Annotated in this window: 10 protein-coding genes and 3 pseudogenes; 9 read left to right on the top strand and 4 right to left on the bottom strand. The window is 57.7% G+C overall.

The features are described 5' to 3' along the window. The first annotated feature begins 7 nt into the window (after positions 1-7). The 4 genes from IVB05_RS08435 to nolL all read left to right on the top strand — a co-directional run bounded on the left by IVB05_RS08435 (position 8) and on the right by nolL (position 5269). The gene (locus IVB05_RS08435; RefSeq protein WP_247519352.1) at positions 8-232 is read left to right on the top strand and encodes a hypothetical protein; all 225 of its coding nucleotides are present in this window, start codon (positions 8-10) and stop codon (positions 230-232) included. Positions 233-1517: 1285 nt separating this feature from the next. After that, positions 1518-2195, top strand: coding sequence for a response regulator transcription factor (locus tag IVB05_RS08430; RefSeq protein ID WP_247783836.1), 678 nt, complete (start codon positions 1518-1520; stop codon positions 2193-2195). A 97-nt stretch (positions 2196-2292) separates the two neighbouring features. Continuing rightward, positions 2293-2682 (top strand): response regulator, encoded by a 390-nt coding sequence (locus IVB05_RS08425; RefSeq protein WP_247783835.1) that lies wholly within the window; start codon positions 2293-2295, stop codon positions 2680-2682. 1465 nt (positions 2683-4147) lie between these two features. Then, positions 4148-5269, top strand: a complete 1122-nt coding sequence (gene nolL / locus IVB05_RS08420; protein ID WP_247783834.1) for a nodulation factor fucose acetyltransferase NolL — start codon at positions 4148-4150, stop codon at positions 5267-5269. 464 nt (positions 5270-5733) lie between these two features. Here the strand turns inward: nolL and IVB05_RS08415 are convergent. Next, positions 5734-6344 (bottom strand): annotated as a pseudogene (locus IVB05_RS08415) (3-methyl-2-oxobutanoate hydroxymethyltransferase); the annotation flags it as partial. Between the two features lie 889 nt (positions 6345-7233). Then, positions 7234-8120 (bottom strand): annotated as a pseudogene (locus tag IVB05_RS08410) (aminotransferase class III-fold pyridoxal phosphate-dependent enzyme); the annotation flags it as partial. Between IVB05_RS08410 and IVB05_RS08405 the strand changes: the two are divergent. Continuing rightward, positions 8109-8552: pseudogene (locus IVB05_RS08405) on the top strand (IS630 family transposase); the annotation flags it as partial. The pseudogenes IVB05_RS08410 and IVB05_RS08405 sit on opposite strands and share 12 nt — an antisense overlap. A 406-nt stretch (positions 8553-8958) precedes the next feature. On the opposite strand, the gene IVB05_RS08400 reads toward IVB05_RS08405, so the two are convergent. Further along, positions 8959-9414 carry a hypothetical protein gene (locus IVB05_RS08400; protein WP_247783833.1) on the bottom strand — a complete coding sequence of 152 codons (456 nt, stop codon included), beginning with the start codon at positions 9412-9414 and terminating at the stop codon, positions 8959-8961. 1890 nt (positions 9415-11304) lie between these two features. Between IVB05_RS08400 and IVB05_RS08395 the strand changes: the two genes are divergently transcribed. After that, positions 11305-11526 carry a hypothetical protein gene (locus IVB05_RS08395; protein ID WP_247783832.1) on the top strand — a complete coding sequence of 74 codons (222 nt, stop codon included), beginning with the start codon at positions 11305-11307 and terminating at the stop codon, positions 11524-11526. Between the two features lie 1283 nt (positions 11527-12809). Here the strand turns inward: IVB05_RS08395 and IVB05_RS08390 are convergent. Next, positions 12810-13280, bottom strand: coding sequence for a hypothetical protein (locus IVB05_RS08390; protein WP_247783831.1), 471 nt, complete (start codon positions 13278-13280; stop codon positions 12810-12812). 171 nt (positions 13281-13451) lie between these two features. On the opposite strand from IVB05_RS08390, the gene gmd reads away from it, so the two are divergent. From gmd to glmS, 3 genes are all read left to right on the top strand, one after another. Beyond that, complete coding sequence (gene gmd / locus IVB05_RS08385; RefSeq protein WP_247783830.1) at positions 13452-14537, top strand: GDP-mannose 4,6-dehydratase; 1086 nt, start codon at positions 13452-13454, stop codon at positions 14535-14537. Next, positions 14518-15495, top strand: coding sequence for a GDP-L-fucose synthase (locus IVB05_RS08380; protein WP_276576909.1), 978 nt, complete (start codon positions 14518-14520; stop codon positions 15493-15495). Before gmd ends, IVB05_RS08380 begins: the two co-directional genes overlap by 20 nt. Positions 15496-15715: 220 nt before the next feature. Beyond that, positions 15716-17542: a glutamine--fructose-6-phosphate transaminase (isomerizing) gene (gene glmS, locus IVB05_RS08375; protein WP_247520335.1), complete on the top strand. Its 1827-nt coding sequence runs from the start codon at positions 15716-15718 to the stop codon at positions 17540-17542. The last annotated feature ends 339 nt before the right edge of the window (positions 17543-17881 follow it).

The raw sequence follows: 17881 nt of genomic DNA, 5'->3' as shown, positions 1-17881 counted from the left end.
ACCCCTGATGCTCACCGAGCGCCCGTACAGGCCCTCGCTGATCGGAATGCCGCTCGCTGCGGTTCGCAGGAGAGCCATTGCCGGCCATGCGAAGCCGATAGATCCGAGAGAGTTCTCGCTGCTTGAACCGCTGTTCAAGCAAGGCGTAAGCTACCCCAAACTGGTGAAGAGAATTGCAATTAAAATGAAGAACAGCGGAACGCCTTCTTTGCCAATTTTGCCAATTCGATAGATCTACACCGGCATCGTACAACCTGACGCTACGAACGATTCAAGCCCTTCCTGGCCGGTGCGAAGTAGCAGGGAGTCACTACCTACTCTGCCTTGCTGAGCGAGCCTCAGTTTTGCCGCGCTGGTTGTTCATTGGAGGCAGCGTCACCACGGATGTACTAGCGATGTGGGGCGAACCCGACGCACTTTCTGCTCAACGGAGTGCGTCGGGCCGTCTATAACGACCCCACCTGGACCGTAGGCCCTTAGCGGATCGATGAGCTACTGGCAGGTCTGACAACAGCTTCAGGTTGACCGCTCGGGGCGCGTTTTGTCGTTCCTATGTAGGTCAAAGAGCGAACCTTCAAGGTGCCGGCACGGACCTATGATGTCCGCCAATTCTGGTAGGAGAATGATTCTTTCGCTGGATCAGCGGTTGTTTGGCTGATGCAGGAGAGCAAATGCAACTGCCTTTTGGCGAACTGGTCCGCACCTGGACACCGAATGGAGTGTGTCCTGCCTCTCCATTCAGATTACGCCGCCTCATCTTGGGGTGCGAGCCTCGTGAAGGAAGCAACGACACGAACGCACGTGAGCGCCCCTGCAGCAGCTCGAGTTCGAGCATCTTTCCTACAAACTTGACGGAAAGGACTTGAATCGCACCTTGCGTCAGGTTGTACGAAGTCGGTGCAAGGTGCTTTCCCCACCCTCGCAAAGAGCAACTCAAAGGCGCTCTGAGGACGGAAAAGAAGAGTTCATGTGCTGATGCCGCTGCTACTCGTTCTGATATCTATTTTCCTTAGTACGGGTGCGATAGTCTACGCCGCTTGCCGATCTCAACGCCGGCGGGATCGGCGCATGCACAGGCACAATCGCGCCAATTCGCTCAGCTCGCGGCCCCGCGTTCAACTACCAAGGCGACGGGCATTCTGATCCTTCAGCCGCATAATGGGTCGTCCGCTGCAGCCTCACTCGCGAAGGCCGGGCGACACGCGACGCCATGCTAAAGCGAGCGCCTCAAGTTCTGGATTCGGTGCTTCTCGATCGGCTGCTGATCGATTTGATCGATGCCGCGGGGCCGATCCAACGCGACGGCGGACAGACGCGAAAGGCAGTTCTCGACCAGTCGGACGGTTTTTGCTAGACTTTCCAGTAATGCGTCACGCTGGCGCGAATGGCTGACCCGTCACATACCTGGAAAATCTCAAACTTTGCACTGCGCAAAGTACTCGAAAGGCTACGCGATCAATCAAAGGTCGTAGTGAGGCGATGATTCTACTGTAAATCGTACAAGTGAGGCTCTTATCGTGACCAAGCGCTCTGAACCGCGGAAGGAAGCCGCAAATGTCGTAGGGCCGGAGGTGAGGCCGAGCGTCTTCCTCGTGGACGATGACCTCTCAATGCGCGAATCGCTGGTCAACCTATTTCGTTCGATCGGTCTAGATGTCGTTGCTTACGGATCGGCCCGGGAAATGCTCCAGAGCGAGCTCCCTGATGTTCCTAGCTGCCTTGTGCTTGACATCAGGCTGCCGGGATTGAGCGGCCTTGAGCTCCAGAGTGAGTTAGCCAAACTGAAGATTCACATTCCTGTTATTTTCATCACCGCTCATGGCGATATTCCGATGACCGTCAAAGCCATGAAGAGTGGAGCAATCGATTTTCTCAGCAAGCCGTTTCGCGATCAGGAACTACTCGATGGCGTAGTCGCAGCTATCGAACAGGATCGGAAGAGACGAGGTGTAGATAAGGTGGTCGGGAGGCTGCAGTCCTTGTTTGAGGCCCTAAGTCCACGAGAGCAGGATGTATTGAAACTGGTCGCCGCCGGCCTATTGAACAAACAGGTAGCCGCGGAACTCGGGCTCGCCGAGATTACAGTCAAAATCTATCGCGGTCACGTGATGAAGAAGATGGGAGCTCGATCGCTAGCCGATTTGATCAGGATGACTGAGAGGCTGGGAATTGGGACCGGCCGTTTCAGGGTATAAACCTAGGTATGATTTTACAATTTCGTCGTACACGCGCATCCTTCTGCTGGCCGTCATGCTTCGGCCAGCGCCTTCGCCCAACTAAGAACGGGTCGTCTTGTCTAGGTATTCAACTGTTTGCGTTGTCGACGACGATCCTTCGATTCGTGCCGCACTGAACAACCTTTTGAAATCGCAGGGCCACATCGTTCGTACGTTTGCATCGGCTAAGGAATTCTTGCGGTCGTCTCAATTGAATGATACGTCCTGTGTCATTGCAGACGTGCAGATACCCATGATGAGCGGCTTTGAACTTTTGGAACAGATGCGGGCCCAGGGCCACGCTGCGCCATTCATCCTGATGACTGCCTTCGCAGATGACCGCACGCGAGCCCGCGCGTTGAGCGCCGGCGTAATCGGCTTTTTTGCCAAACCCTTTGCCGGTCTGGAGTTGATCGCCTGCGTCGATGAAGCGCTTCGCGAGCATCGTGGTGGAACGAACGCGTGAAAGATGGGGAAGCAGTCTGGACCAAGCCGCACCCGCGCGGCGCTTACGATGTCAATCAATGCGCGATTGCTCGTGCTTACCGCGTGCCAGTGGCGATCCTCGCCTTTGGATCTTGCCGCATTCCTGTCGTTGTTGTTGCACTTTCGGCATCTGATTGAAGCACTTGCAACGTCGCGCTCCTGACAAGGCGCCCCTGGTATGATCGCGCAATCAGACGAGGCGAGGCCCTCCTCGCTTTAACGAAGGAGCGCCCTACCTTCAGTGCCACGATCCTTGCTGAGCTTAGCGCGAAAGTGCCACGGCAGCGGCTTGCCGGCAGGACCTCGTTAGGACAAAGAATTCACCTGAAACTTGTGCGACCGCTCCAGATTGGTCGGGCACCGAAGTTTTTGGGAGGAAAGACGCGGCGATCGCGGCCAAAATCACGCAGTCGGTCGAGACGATCGCTGCGGAATTCACAAAAGCCACAAAGACCGCATTATGGCGATGTTGGGCTTTCTAAGGATCGAGTGGTGTACGCCAAACTCGCCAACTTGCGTTCGCTCCCAGCAACCCTTCGGCGGGCCGAAGCGCCCGAAACCTACGCATCCGTTGCAAGGCAACACAAATGCCACTGGTCGAAGCGATCTCAAGCCACGCCTTTGCTGCCGAACGCATCCACGCCGACCACTCTCCGCGCCGGTCCCGGCCAAACGCAAGGCCCAAAGCGGTGGCTCTGGACGCGCGATAAGCCCGCGCGCCGGGCCAGATCCGCGGCGGCCGTGTCCCTTCTACTCGCCGTGAGCGTGAGCATCCAAGTCCGGCTGGCGGGCTCCGCCGTCGCCGGGAGCGCATCGGCCCCTCTGGTCGCGATGAACTTTCGGCCCACATACTTCCCCGTTTCCAAGCTAACCGCGCAGTATGCGCAAATTCTTCGATCGCGCGCGGCTAAGCAAACCTGCCCGCGAAAGACGACTTGGCCGGGGGCCGTCGCTGGATGGGGACGAAACTACTAGACATAGTAGCTTTGTTCCGCCTGGTTCTCAGGTAAGCCGTTGGAGCTGATTTTCAGACGCGCTACGCATAGCCCAAAGGACGCCGAGAGGCGCCGGAACCGCGCGCTCATGGTCTGCCAATCCTGTACGATGTTGGCCGCGCGCTTGTTCGTCGGGCAGATTTTCTTGTCGAGGAGACGAGATGCGTCGGGCTGAGTGGGAGACTGAGCGCGACAGTCTTCCTCCCAGAACCGCGTCTGCAAGTAGTATGCCGTGCCCGTACTGCTACACCAATATCTCAAATTAGATATCTGCTCTGCCACAAAGTTCCGCGAGGCATTCAGAGACGCTCGGCCAGCTCCATCTTCAAGGCCTAACAAGCTGAGCTTATTCCCGTTCCAAAAACTCCCGCCATCACCTTTCGTTTGGATCAAAAATGAGGCAGAAGAAGCGGACAACGGGCCGCCGGCTCATCAACAACAGATATCTAGATGTTTGATACATTGGTACGCGTGACTGGAACGATCGCCCCGAGCTCGCGCACGACAGAGGCAAACGATCGAGATCGAAGCTTAGATTTCGCGAAAGGTGCGCTCATTGTTTTGGTGATCGTTGGGCACCTGATTCAGTATGTCATCTACCGAGACGACGGGTTTTGGTATTCGCCGTACTACAAATCGATCTATATGTTTCACATGCCACTCTTTATGGCGATAAGCGGATATCTTTCTTCTCGATCGCTGCTGCAAAAGTCGTTCACTCGAGCCGCCAGCGACCGTGCGAAGCAGCTCTTGCTGCCGATGCTGTTTTGGTGGACGTTCATGGAGACAGCTAAGCTGGCGGCATTGTGGCGCGCGACCAGCCTAACGAGCGGACTTTTGGAATTTGTAGACGATTTCGCTGGCACATACTGGTTCATCTGGGCGACGTTTGTTTCCTATCTTCTCATCAAGATTTCTACCAAGCTCAACCACCAATCGTGGGTCATATCTGGCTTAGCCATACTGGTCGCACTCGCGCCTCTGACATTGTCCATATCACCCCTGATCAGATTCACTTACCCGTTCTTCTGCTTCGGCTTCTTGCTTGCTCAATCGAGAGAACGATGGACGAGTACATCGCGACATCACAAGCCGCTCCTGATTTTATTTCTCTCGATAGTGACTTGCGTATGCTTTCTAGCTTGGGACAAGGACACCTATGTCTACAATAATCTTGGGGTAATTCACGATTTTCGGTCGGCTAAAAACGTGCTTCTGATGTTTGTTGGCTCTGCAGCTGCCTCAGCAATCGCTATCGAACTCCTGCTGCAATGCTGGAGCGTTGGCCGTTCAAATCGAATGGCCCGCTTTATCGCTGTGGAGTTGGGCCAGACCACGCTGCTGCTCTACCTGGTCCAGGGTACCGTGTTCCGTCTCATGGATTTCGTACAGTTCGGAGAACTTTGGGATCTCACGACCCGGTTGATCATCGCGGGAATGCTCGGGGCCGCGATTATTGCGATCGCGCTAACGGTGCGCTCGATTGTTCGCGGCGTTCCATATCTGTCGCAGCTCGTCCTTGGAATGCCGCCACGCTCAGGTCTTCCGCAAGCCAAACCTGCAATGAACTAGCTGTATGCATTTGATTGTTTGAGTCGGCAGGGTATTGCGATAGCATCGACTTGTGACGCCGCGGGAATAGCGTTCGAACCCAGATCCGGCGGCGACGGCGTGCCGCCGGTCGAGCCGGTGATCGGCATAAGAGTAACCCCATAGAAGCGTGTATTGCTCAGGGTTTGCATGGCACCGGCGAACTCAGCCCATTGCGTCTATCCAAATAAGATCGACTGTCGTAAGATTAGCTTCGCTGCACCAGTCGTCTAGCCGCCGGGTTTCGACCCAGATCTGGCGATCGAACCTAATCCAATCACACTCGGCGAGATGTTTCTTCGAGTGCCGTACTGAACCCGAGACGTCCCAGTCGTTCGAATCTCCGTCTCGGCCCGCAGCTGCCCGAAGTAAAAGGCCCTCGGCAACGAACAAGCCGTTCTTGTTCGATGAGATGGCGATGCGATTGCTCATCGCGAGCCTGTTGTGCTCAGAGATTCAGTCGCTCGCGCGGCGAGCTCGGCCGGGATGCCTTCGAGGACAAGAGCAAAGCATCCGGCCTGCTGTAGCTGGTGCGCATCGTGAGCAGACGTAGGGCATCGTCCGCGTTCCGACCTTGTACCTTGAAGCCGCCCATCGCGTTGACGCTTTGTGGCGTGAGACCAAGATGACCCATCACGGAAATTTCGCAATTCACCAAGGCTCGGATCATCTCGACACGCTTACCCCCTCCCTCAAGCTTGACGGCGTCTGCGCCACGCTGCAGGACGCCTCCAGCGTTGCGATCGTGTCGTCGGGACTGAGATGAAAGCTGAGAAACGGCATGTCAGCTACAAGCAGGGGGCCAGGCCTTGTTCGCGCGACCACGTCCAGGTAGTGATTCATCTTCGCCATGCTGACCGGTAAAGTGGTCATCAAACCCAAGGCATACGTTGCCGACGCTATCGACGACAAGAATGACGTCGACGACAGGATCGGCGATACGTGCCGTTACCGCATCATAAGCCGTGGTCATGACGATGACGCGCCTTTCCTCCTTGCATCGTTGCAGAACTGGAATCGTGACGCGTTCAACCGACAGCTGCGAAATGTGGCTCATGTCGATCTGATCCGGCCCCGCATGTCTCTGGAAATGGCCTTCCCCTTGGAAGAGCGAAAGGTATCTGTCAATAGGGAGGCCGAAAAGGCGCGTCACTGAGAAGTCGGAAGCACAAAGTTTCCAATGATTGGGCGGTCAGCAAATAAGAGCTTTCAAGATGTCCTCTGCGCGGTGGTTCTGGGACTGACCATCCAAACATTCTGCGCGTCAAAACGGCGGCCTGGAGACGACGCACGCGAGCGGCGACGGTGGATGTGCTTATGAGGCTGCGATCTACGTGTCAAAGCCGCTGTCAGCCCCTTAAGGCGGCATGTCCATTACCTCTCGCTGCTGACAAGGATGGGCTTATGGCGCTTAAAGCCGCGGCTTCGGCGGACTGCAGGCTCCGCAAACGACCGGGACCCAGGCGAGGGAAATAGGAAAGATGCACCAGCGCTCGCACGGCTGCCGCAAACTCCGGGTTGCGGATGACGTGTCCAGCATCTTCGCGTTCGTAGACGCATGATAAGACCTGCCGTCCAGGCAATCTCTTTTAATCGAAATAACGGCGGAACTTCCGCAACAGGCCATCACCAATGGACGCATAACTTCATGACTTTGTACCAAATTCGCCCAGGCATCCACACATGAACACGCAACCAATCGCGGTGACGCGATCGGACTGAAACCGAACGCGCGATGACACTGTGGACCGGCCCGGCGAAGCCCGCGATCTCGCCCGGCCGGCAACACCCACATTGCAGATGCGAGGTCACAATCGTCCACTTCCTAGGTCTATGGCAAGGCTCTCTCAAGTCGTTCGGGAAGCCGACGACAGCTCAGGATCCTTGATCTTGCGCTGCCGCGCGCGTCTTCAGGCCAGCGCATCGGCAGCGTCACAGATGCCTGCCTATATTTCGTCCAGGTCACCTGCTGTTACACAATATGGCGGCATCACATAAATCGTATTACCTAGTGGGCGCAGCAAGAGATTACGGTCTTTAAAGAAGGCGTGAAGCCTCGGGCCGATGCCTGCGAGATAGCGGGTATCTCTCGTCTTCAGATCGAGTGCTGTGATGGTGCCGCTACGGCGAACGTTTGCAAAGCGCGGATCGGCGCGGAATGCTTCAATTGCCTGCTCTTGCATGGTTGCGACCGCAGCGATGCGCCGGTGACATTCCTGGTCTTTCCACAGATCCAGGTTAGCCTTGGCGGCGGCACAGGCCACCGGATTTGCCGTAACGAACTCGAGTGAAAGAATGTGCGCGTACGGTCTTTTGAATAATGGGCATCGAAAATCTCTGCCCGGCAGAGTGTCACCGCGAGCGGCAGCGCCCCTCCCATGAGACCCTTCGAATAGCACGCTATATCTGGCACAACATTGGCCTGCTCACAGGCGAAGATTGTTCCGGTGCGGCCCCAGCCCGTCATGACCTCATCGCCAATGAACAGGACGTCCGACGCCTCGCAGATCCGCTTCATCTCTCTTAGCACCCAAGCTGAGTACATCAGCATTCCGCCTGCCCCTAACACCAGAGGCTCGACAATAAAGGCTGCGGGATTTTCGTTCCGACATGCTGACTCAAGCGCATCAAGCGTCGCCCGCTCACGACCGCTCGCAGGGAACGGGATTGAGGTCACGTCGAACAGGAGAGGTCCGTACGCCACGTTGAAGACACCGCGGGCACCAACTGACATCGCACCGAACGTGTCCCCGTGATAGGAGTGCTGCATGACAACGATGCGTGTTCGCTGTTCGCCTATATTGTGCCAATAGCCTTTGCGCGCGATCATGAGTATAAACGTCATGGCACGCTCAGCCTGTTGGCTGGGATCGATCTACTCACCGGGAAGGTCCACGCGCTCGTGAGGGACCGCCACCGCAGCCGCGAGTTCATCGAATTCCTCAAGCTGCTCGATGCCGCCTATCCGGCCGGCACCGCGATCAAGTTGATCCTCGACAATCATTCCGCGCACATATCGAGAGAAACCAGAACCTGGCTCGACACACAGCGACCCGGGCGCTTCGAGCTTACGTTCACGCCCAAACACGGCTCTTGGCTCAACCTCATCGAGGGCTTCTTCTCCAAGTTCGCCCGGTCTGTCTTGCGCCACATCCGCGTAAGCTCAAAACACGAGCTCAAGGAGCGCATCATGGCCGGCATCGATGACGTCAATCGGTATCCGGTTGTCCACACCTGGTCCTACAAACTCGCCGAGGCTACCTGATATGATTCGAACCACGAAAACGCTGACCTAGCCTACGCGTACGGTATTTTCGCCCCGTAGGAGCCTCTCCTGATACAAATGTATTTGGCCGCGCGCCGTGTATAACGGATCGACGGATCTGCTCACCTGGCCGATTCCTCGATGGTGTGGTTATGCGCGTCACATTCCGCACAATAAACGGTGGCCCGGACGAGCCGACTCTGCGAGCGTTGCCTCTCGCCGCCTTCAGAAGCGCAGCGGGTTGGGCTCTGGGGCGCAGAGTAGCGGCCCGCGCGCCCTTGGCGGGCCTGTGGCCACCTAGGCTCGCTCGCCGCTGCGCTCGTCGCCCCTGGCTGTGGTGAGCAACTCCGCTGGACTCTCGATCACGTCGCCGCCGCCCGACTTGGCATCGACGCGGCGAGATCCGCTAAGACGTCGCACTCATCTGCGCAAACAGAATTGCCGCTTCAGACGGCCCGAGCCCGACGATGCCCACGAAGGCTGCCGGAGGCATCGGAATGACCTGACGGGTCGGCCTCCAGAGATGCAGGCAGTAGCGACTATTGTTCACATACTGCGAATGAGGAGGATGCAGCTGCATCACGCATTCCTCTTCATCCCAAAACATATCTTTGGCGAGGCACATCTCCTCCCAGTTTGGAGATCGCCGTGGCGTCGACACAGAGACATGCTCCCATCCGGGACGGACGAAGCCGACGATCTTGAGTTGGCAGCCACAAGGCCCCTGCACGAAGAAGAGACCGGAAGGACCAGACCCCGGTGCGGTGGCGAATCGGCCATCGCGGACGCGCCCCGCTTCGAGTCTTTCTACACTTTGCTTCCTCATGCGTCCTCCTTCTTCTTTTGGCCGATAGAGTTGCATCCGGCACCACTCGTGTTGTCCGACTCGTACATCGAACGGCTGGTACCCTGGCATGGGCAGCCCCAACTACTGCTGATCATCTGCACCGAACTTACTTGGATGAAGAACATCGGTTCTGTCCGCATCGTTCACCGGGGAGTTCTCTTGGGTTTGTCTTTCGACATCTGATCTCTCTTCAATTTTCTCGTCATTCGCGCCTTCGTTGCGAACTTGGCCTCATGCAGACAATCTGCGCAGACATCTACGATGGCTTGTCTTAGCAAGCCGTGCCAGCAGGAGCTTCTGCTCGCCTCTTCGCCTAAACAAGTCCGCAACGTATGGCGTTGAGCTAACCGTGCTTGGTGCAAGATGCCGGAATTCGACTGAAACGCCTCACAGCCAAAATGGCGGCGGAAGCCAATTCGCGTGGCATGATCCGGCGAACCGGCTACTTTGTCACCTAAACAAACGTCGCTGGCTTCAGCACATGATGCAAAGCGACGCCAATGCCTCGCCAGTTCATCGAGCGAGAGGCTTTTAATTCGACGATCTGACGGTGGGCTTTCATCTCATTCCTTCTCATGTCTAGCGGTTAGCCGGCTTGCCGCCTGAGACACCGTCAATGCGTCATCTATGTGGCCGGCCACAGTGACTCAGAATGGATTCATGGTCAGAGGCTCGGACGCGCGGACCGCACTCGTTCAGCAGCCTCGCTCATTGGGCTTACCGCATGACGCAGTTTCGCAGTTCAGCCCTAGCGGGCTGTGAGCTCCAACGGAGAGACACCCGCGCCGCGGTCACAACGCGTTGACGATCGGTGCAGCCGTCCGCTCCGGTGGCGATCAGAACTGCCCGTCAACCTCATTTCTTTGCCGCCCCTCCGCGAGGCGAGCCAGTTTATCATATTCCTCAGCGACCTTGAGGAGCCTGCATCTGGATGTGTCGTCCTCGAGCGACTCCGCTTTTCTTCGCGTCGCTTCAGCACGGCCTCGCCAATGTTTGGCGTCTGATAACAGCTTTTTTTGCTTCATGCGGAAGACGATGCAATTTTTAGATCAAGAAAATGCGACACATGCCCTACGTAAGATCCCGTAGGCTGGCTTTCGCAAAAGCACCTCATTTGCCCCGTTATCTGCCGACCGCTCTGTTAATGTCTGAGATGCGACAAGCCGCTCGCAGCAAGCGCGGCGAGGCGCGCGAAATGCGCGACTCTCGACATTAGGGCTTGAATCGTACGTAGCGTCAGATTGTAGAGTCTTCTTACAGCTGGCGAGCGTGCTTGGCCGTACAACAGCTTCCGGGCGACACAATTTTGAGTGTGTCATTTGGCGCCCAGATTGCAGAACGCCCGCGTAGTCCCGGGACGCCGGAGTGAGGCCGCCTCGGCGAATCATTGCAGCGTGTTGCGATGAAGCCAGGCTGCAGGAGAACCGGATGCTAAGATCGGAGCAGCATCGTCGCGTGGCGATTGCCCGATTTGACAGATTGCTCACGCAGAGGTCGCCGTCCGGAGATCGGGGCCTCGCAGCTCAGAGTAGAATGGAAGTTGGAGGCCATACTCATCTTACGTAGCCGTGATGCGGCCGCGGCGAACCTGCAATAGCTTGCTCACGCCGAAACAGGTAGCTGTAGGCATACACGGTTGCGAGCATTCTCGCCAGAGATGCGTCAACTGGTCGCTCATGCCGGAGCCCCCTTCGGGTGCCTGGATTGCCTCCGTCGCCGCCTCCATCATGTTTTTCGTATCCAAAGACGGGCAACACGGCCTCCGGAGTAGCAATGACTTCTGCAGCTTTGGCTACCAAGCAGTCGTTCAACTGATGGCCATGGAGCGCGCGAGGTCAGACCACAAGGAAATCTCGATCTATGCTCTGTCCGAAATGTCACACAGATAACTGGTGCGAGATTGCAATGCGCGATCCCTGGAGCGGCCGACCAGTGATCAACTGCAATACTTGCGGTGAGTATGCCGACTACGATTGCCTCCAGCGCAAAACAGCGCACGCGATCATCGCAGCTACCTTGGCCTGTAACGTGAGCATAGAGGACGAGCGCGATCCGCGGGCGGTTGCTGACAGGATTTTGGATGCGCTGGAGAATGCCGGCCTAACAATCGCTCGCGCCTCAAGATGAATGGGAGCAACGCCGATCGGCGCCGCTACGAGGCCCCGCCCGCCCATCAGAGAGCATGGCCAGCTGCGCCGCTCGTTCCAACAGCCATTTGATTGCCTGCAAAACCGCCGTCTTTCCCCCGGCCGATCTGGAGTTGCAGTCGCCATAGCAACTCTTTGATACCAACAACGATTGTAGCAAACGCGCCAATCTGGACCCAAGCCGCGATGCTCTCAACGGGACCAGGGCTGAGTACCGCTTAGGCGCGGGCTTCCAACGTATGACGCCCGGCAGATCTTCCCACAAGTATCGAACCCGCGATGATCAACCCGGCGTGGCCTGCACCTGACGGCGCCTTTCGAGGTCCATAGTTCAAAGTTATCTAGAACGGCGAAGTCACTGTTGGGTGCCTTGACGGGAGTTTGGCTCATTGACCAGATTAACGCGCTGCCGATTGATCTCGTTTCCTATTCTGCTCAGCCGCCGCGGCACCGACAACTCCCGGGAAGCAGCCCCATTGTGATGGTGACAGCGGGAGAGCTCGGCTGGATAGACAAAGCCAATTCGCACAGACTCGAGAGAGCATTCCAGCCATGGACGATTGATTCAGGCGCCGAGGCAGCTCCTAGCCACACATTTCAAGTAAACTTGATTGATTCGCTTGGTCACTCGTGGCCAGCGACGAACAGCCTCACAGCTGGGCGTAGCTATGCCAGCACACTCGAGCGGACCCGAGCTGCGCGTTCCGCAGACGACGAATACCGAAAGCCAACTGCCTTGGTGAAGCGCCTCCCGCCCTCCTCGCCTTGCGGCTGGCTCCTGGCGAACGAATACGAGTTCGACATATTCACGCGATAAGCCTGCAGGGGGGATTGAACCGTACGTAGCGTCAGATTGTAGAGTGCCCAGCTAGGGAGAACCACTGTTCGGTCGCTTCAGAATTCCTGTGCTAAAGCGGAGCAGGACGATCGCTTGCGATGAGAGGTCTTCTGCCAAAGCGGCTGAGGATCGCGCTCACTGCGAAGAACGCTGTTTCTGTCCTGTGCACGCAGATCGCCGAGCCGTATGAAGACAAGATCGCCCGCATGTAAGAAGGACCAATCCAGCCTTGGAGGCTTCGAAATACGTTTGCGGGCACTGAGTGCCCAACCAGCCGCCGCGAGATTGATGCGGTATCCCGGAGCGGTCATGTGAGAGGACCCGATGGATCCAACAAGGTCTTGCTCGTCGATCACTGTGAGGGCCAATGCCGGGCCATTGTTGGCTTTAAGAATGGCGATCCTGGAACCGCCAGATGCTTTTCGTTACTGAATTCGTCGTCCGGGGCACATGACGACACTGATCGTCGCGATAATCCCCTTGAGGTCCCATATAGCACTGGCCTCATTCATGCAGCGTTTTTCTGTGAACTCAAACAGCACAGTGTCAATATGCGCGCCTTCACTTTTGCTTGCCAGATCACCAAACTTGATTGTCCGAAATGGATCGATGATGATAAGTACTGCGCGACAGAGAACGAATTTCAATGCTTTGTTTGCCCGGCTTGCTCGCGGTTGCACTGGATGAACAGCAAGACTGGAAAGCTCTTTGAGGGAAACTCGCTGGCTCAACGCGCGAGTTGACCACGCAGGGACTGCGGAACGCTTCTCGGCCAAATGGGTCTGCTTACCTCCCATCCGCGCCGCAATTTCATTGGTCGCACCACGCAATAGAGAAACGCCTGACGAAGGCCGAACGAAATCTTCCGGACTACAAACTTTCGTATAGTCCTTCAAAACCCTTTCGATGTGGAAGGTTTACCTCCGTACAGTTGAGCGATCGATGCAATGCCTATACAGAGTCCAGAACTCGGCAGTTCGAGAGCGTGACGCTTCCGCACTCGAAGAGGCCAGACGCGATTGACGTCGTCGATCGGGGACCGACATTAGCCTGCGCAGAGCAACGATTTGTCAAACCAAGAGAGCAAACGGCGGGTCGCTCTAATCACCGGCGTGACTGGACAGGACGGCGCCTATCTCGCCGAACATCTGCTGTCGCTCGGCTATGTCGTGCACGGCATCAAGCGGCGCTCGTCCTCGTTCAACACTGCGCGGGTCGACCATCTCTACCAGGACCCGCATCTCGGGGACGTGCCGTTCCTGATGCACTACGGCGACATGACGGACTCGACCAATCTGATCCGCCTGGTGCAGCAGATCCGGCCGACCGAGATCTACAATCTCGCCGCCCAGAGCCATGTCGCCGTCAGTTTCGAGAGCCCCGAATACACCGCCAATGCCGATGGGATCGGCGTACTGCGGCTGCTCGAGGCGATCCGCATCCTCGGCATGGAGAAGGAGACCCGGTTCTACCAGGCCTCGACCTCCGAGCTCTACGGCCTCGTTCAGGAGATCCCGCAGAAGGAGACCACGCCGTTCTATCCGCGCTCGCCTTATGGCGTGGCGAAGCTCTACGGCTACTGGATCACGGTGAACTACCGCGAAGCCTACGGCATGTTCGCCAGTAACGGCATCCTGTTCAACCATGAGAGCCCGATCCGCGGCGAGACCTTCGTCACCCGCAAGATCACGCGCGGCGTTGCGCGTATCGAGGTCGGCCTCGAACAGACGCTCTATCTCGGCAACCTCTCGGCCAGGCGCGACTGGGGCCATGCCAGGGACTATGTCGAGGGCATGCACATGATCCTCCAGGCCGACAAGCCCGACGACTTCGTGCTGGCGACCGGCGAGATGCGCTCGGTGCGCGAGATGGTCGAGCTGTCCTTTGCGCAGGTTGGCCGCCGCATCGAATGGCGCGGCGCCGGCGTCGACGAGATCGGCATCGATGCCAAGAGCGGCAAGACGGTGGTGAAGATCGACCCGACCTATTTCCGTCCGACTGAGGTCGATCTCCTCGTCGGCGACGCCAGCAAGGCGCATCAGGAGCTCGGCTGGAAGCCGAAGCGAACCTTTGCCCAGCTCGTCGAGGAGATGATGGCAAGCGATCTGGCGGAAGCAAAACGGGAGGCGGCCCATGGCAAGCGCACCGTTTGAGCTGAAGGGCAAAAGCGTATACGTCGCAGGTCATCGCGGCATGGTCGGCAGCGCGATTGCGCGCCGGCTCGCGCGGGAGGACGTGCAGCTCGTCACGGTCGACCGGCGCGAGGTCGATCTCTGCAACCAGGCCGCCGTGTTCGACTGGTTCGCGAAAATGCGGCCGCAGGTGATCTTCCTCGCCGCCGCAAAAGTCGGCGGCATCGTCGCCAACGACACGCTGCGCGCCGAGTTCATCTACGACAACATCGCGATTGCCGCGAACGTGATCCAGGCCGCGCATCAAAATGGCGCCGAAAAGCTGATGTTTTTGGGCTCGTCCTGCATCTATCCGAAGCTGGCCCCACAGCCGCTGCGCGAGGATTCGGTGCTATCAGGCCCGCTCGAGCCGACCAACGAGCCCTATGCGATCGCCAAGATCGCCGGCATCAAGATGGCGGAAGCTTATCGCAGCCAGTACGGTAGCGACTTCATCAGCGTGATGCCGACCAATCTCTATGGCCGCGGCGACAATTATCATCCCCAATTGAGCCATGTCGTTGCCGCGCTGATCCGCCGCTTCCACGAGGCGAAGGTCGCGGGCGCAAAGAGTGTCGCCGTGTGGGGCACCGGCACGCCGCGGCGCGAGTTCCTCTATGTCGACGACATGGCGGATGCCTGCGTGCACCTGATGAAGACCTATTCGGGACCGGAGCTGATCAATATCGGCACCGGCGACGACATCACCATCGCCGAGTTCGCGCGGGTCGTGGCAGAGGTCGTCGGTTACGGCGGCGAGATCACTTTCGACACCTCGCGCCCCGACGGCACGCCGCGCAAGCTGCTCGACGTCAGCCGTCTCGCAAGCCTCGGCTGGCGCGCGAGGACATGGCTTGTAGATGGAATGCGGCAGACCTACCAGGCCTTCTTGGCGGTATCGGGTACATCGGACAAAATGAGAGACTCATGCAGCTGCTAACTGCTGACGGCGCTCATTGTGCGATTGCCAGAAAGTTGCTTTAGGATCTTCTGGCGAATTCGACAGGGCTCCACGTGTTGCTTGGAGCTCGCGCACCTCCGGGTGCCGCGTGCCCGATGGAGGGCAGGCACGGCTAGACTGGCCCATAACTATAGCGAGCGAATTGGTCAGGCGCGCCTTGCGGGACGCTCTGTTTTGAACTTGAGGTAAACTGATTAGCATGTGCGGAATTGTCGGCATCTTGGGGCGCGGTCCGGTCGCGGATCGTCTCATCGATTCACTGAAGCGACTGGAATATCGCGGCTACGACTCAGCGGGCATCGGAACGCTCAAAGGAAACCAAATCGAGCTTCGACGCGCCGAGGGCAAGCTGAGGAATCTTGAGACACGCGTTCGCTGCCATCCGCTCTCAGGCCATGTCGGGATTGGGCACACGCGCTGGGCTACTCATGGCAAGCCGACGGAGCACAATGCTCATCCGCATGCAACGGACAATGTTGCAGTCGTCCATAACGGCATAATCGAGAATTTCCGCGAGCTGCGCGCGGAGCTAAAACAGCATGGCGCCTGTTTCGCCTCTGAAACAGACACCGAGGTGGTGACGCATCTCATCGACTTTTATCTGAAAAATGGCTGCTCGCCGCAGGAGGCAGTAAAAGCGTCGCTGCCGCGGCTAGTCGGCGCGTTTGCGCTTGCAATCCTGTTCAAGGGTCAACACGACCTCATGATCGGTGCGCGCAAGGGCTCACCACTCGCGATCGGGCATGGCGAAGGCGAAATGTATCTCGGATCGGATGCTATCGCGCTCGCGCCCCTTACCGGCTTGATCACCTACCTTGAGGACGGCGATTGGGCTGTGCTCAACCGCAACTTCAGCGTGGTCTACGACGCACAAGGCACAGTTGTCCGCCGGGAGGTGGTGAATTCTGGCGCGTCGTCGGTTCTCGTCGACAAAGCAAACTACCGCCACTTCATGGCGAAGGAAATCCACGAACAGCCAGAGGTGATCGGGCAGACGCTGGCGCATTACGTCGATATCGCCACCGAGAGCGTGGCACTGCCGCAGGAGCTTCCGTTCGACTTCAACGAGATCGGACATATCTCGATCACGGCTTGCGGTACGGCAGGCTACGCCGGCCATATCGGCAAATACTGGTTCGAGCGGCTGGCTCGTATTCCGGTCGAGCTCGATGTCGCCTCCGAATTTCGGTATCGTGAGGCGCCGATGCGCAAGGGAGATCTTGCTATCTTCATCTCGCAGTCCGGCGAGACGGCCGATACGCTGGCCGCGCTCCGCTATGCCAAATCGCAAGGCCTGCATACCTTCTCGATCGTGAACGTACTGAGTTCGACCATTGCGCGCGAAAGCGGGACAGTGTTGCAGACACTCGCCGGTCCTGAAATCGGCGTTGCCTCGACCAAGGCGTTCACATGCCAGCTGGTCGTCCTGGCGGCGCTTGCGGTCGCTGCTGGCAAGGCGCGCGGTGAATTGCCGGAGAGCGACGAGGTCGATCTCGTGCGAGCGCTGATCGAAATTCCCCGGCTAGTTACAGCGGCGCTTGCCAGCGAGCCGCAGATCGAGAAGCTCGCACGCGACATCGCCAAATCGCGTGACGTGCTATATCTTGGTCGCGGCACGTCGTTTCCACTGGCCCTGGAGGGGGCACTGAAGCTGAAGGAGATCTCCTATATTCACGCCGAGGGCTATGCGGCCGGAGAGCTCAAGCACGGCCCGATCGCCTTGATCGACGAGAGCGTTCCCGTAATCGTCATTGCTCCCTGCGACCGGGTGTTCGAAAAGACCATCTCGAACATGCAGGAGGTCGCTGCACGCGGCGGCAAGATTATTTTGATAACGGACGCTCGGGGAGCCGCAGAGGTATCCATGGATTCACTCGCGACGATTGTGCTGCCGGAGATGGGTACGACATTTACGTCGATTGTCTATGCGATTCCGGTGCAGCTTCTGGCCTACCACACGGCCATCCTGATGGGCACGGACGTCGACCAACCCCGAAATCTCGCGAAATCGGTAACCGTCGAATAAGGCAAGGTGACGCGACCTGGAATTGTCGTGGTCAGATTCCGAATGCGCACAAGCCTCGGTCAGATCGAATTACGATGTGCCGCCCGGCTCCTGGCGCGATGCCACCGCATGGTTTGTGCCGGTTCATAGCCCTTGCTTACGGAGGCTGAGACTCATGTGCAAAATCTACGGCCAATCAGGTTGCGAGGCTAGCGTGGCGTTGCCTCCGGCAAGCAAGCAGTCGCGTATGGCTCATCACCGCATTCCGATTGCTTGGACCTGGTCATAATTCGTGACAAACATCCAGGTTTTTCATACGGCGTGGAAGCCAGATGAACCTGTTCGATTGATCCAAACGAA

The sequence above is a fragment of the Bradyrhizobium sp. 170 genome, assembly GCF_023101085.1.
GTDB lineage: Bacteria > Pseudomonadota > Alphaproteobacteria > Rhizobiales > Xanthobacteraceae > Bradyrhizobium.
The sequence above is the reverse complement of the archived record's forward strand: the minus strand, read 5'-3'. Positions and strand labels throughout refer to the sequence as shown.

Excerpts from the sequence above, each read along its gene's own strand:
- IVB05_RS08435 (WP_247519352.1), top strand. The coding sequence starts at position 8 with ATGCTCACCGAGCGCCCGTACAGGCCCTCGCTGATCGGAATGCCGCTC.
- nolL (WP_247783834.1), top strand. The coding sequence starts at position 4,148 with ATGTTTGATACATTGGTACGCGTGACTGGAACGATCGCCCCGAGCTCG.
- IVB05_RS08400 (WP_247783833.1), bottom strand. The coding sequence starts at position 9,414 with ATGCAACTCTATCGGCCAAAAGAAGAAGGAGGACGCATGAGGAAGCAA.
- IVB05_RS08395 (WP_247783832.1), top strand. The coding sequence starts at position 11,305 with ATGCGCGATCCCTGGAGCGGCCGACCAGTGATCAACTGCAATACTTGC.
- IVB05_RS08380 (WP_276576909.1), top strand. The coding sequence starts at position 14,518 with ATGGCAAGCGCACCGTTTGAGCTGAAGGGCAAAAGCGTATACGTCGCA.
- glmS (WP_247520335.1), top strand. The coding sequence starts at position 15,716 with ATGTGCGGAATTGTCGGCATCTTGGGGCGCGGTCCGGTCGCGGATCGT.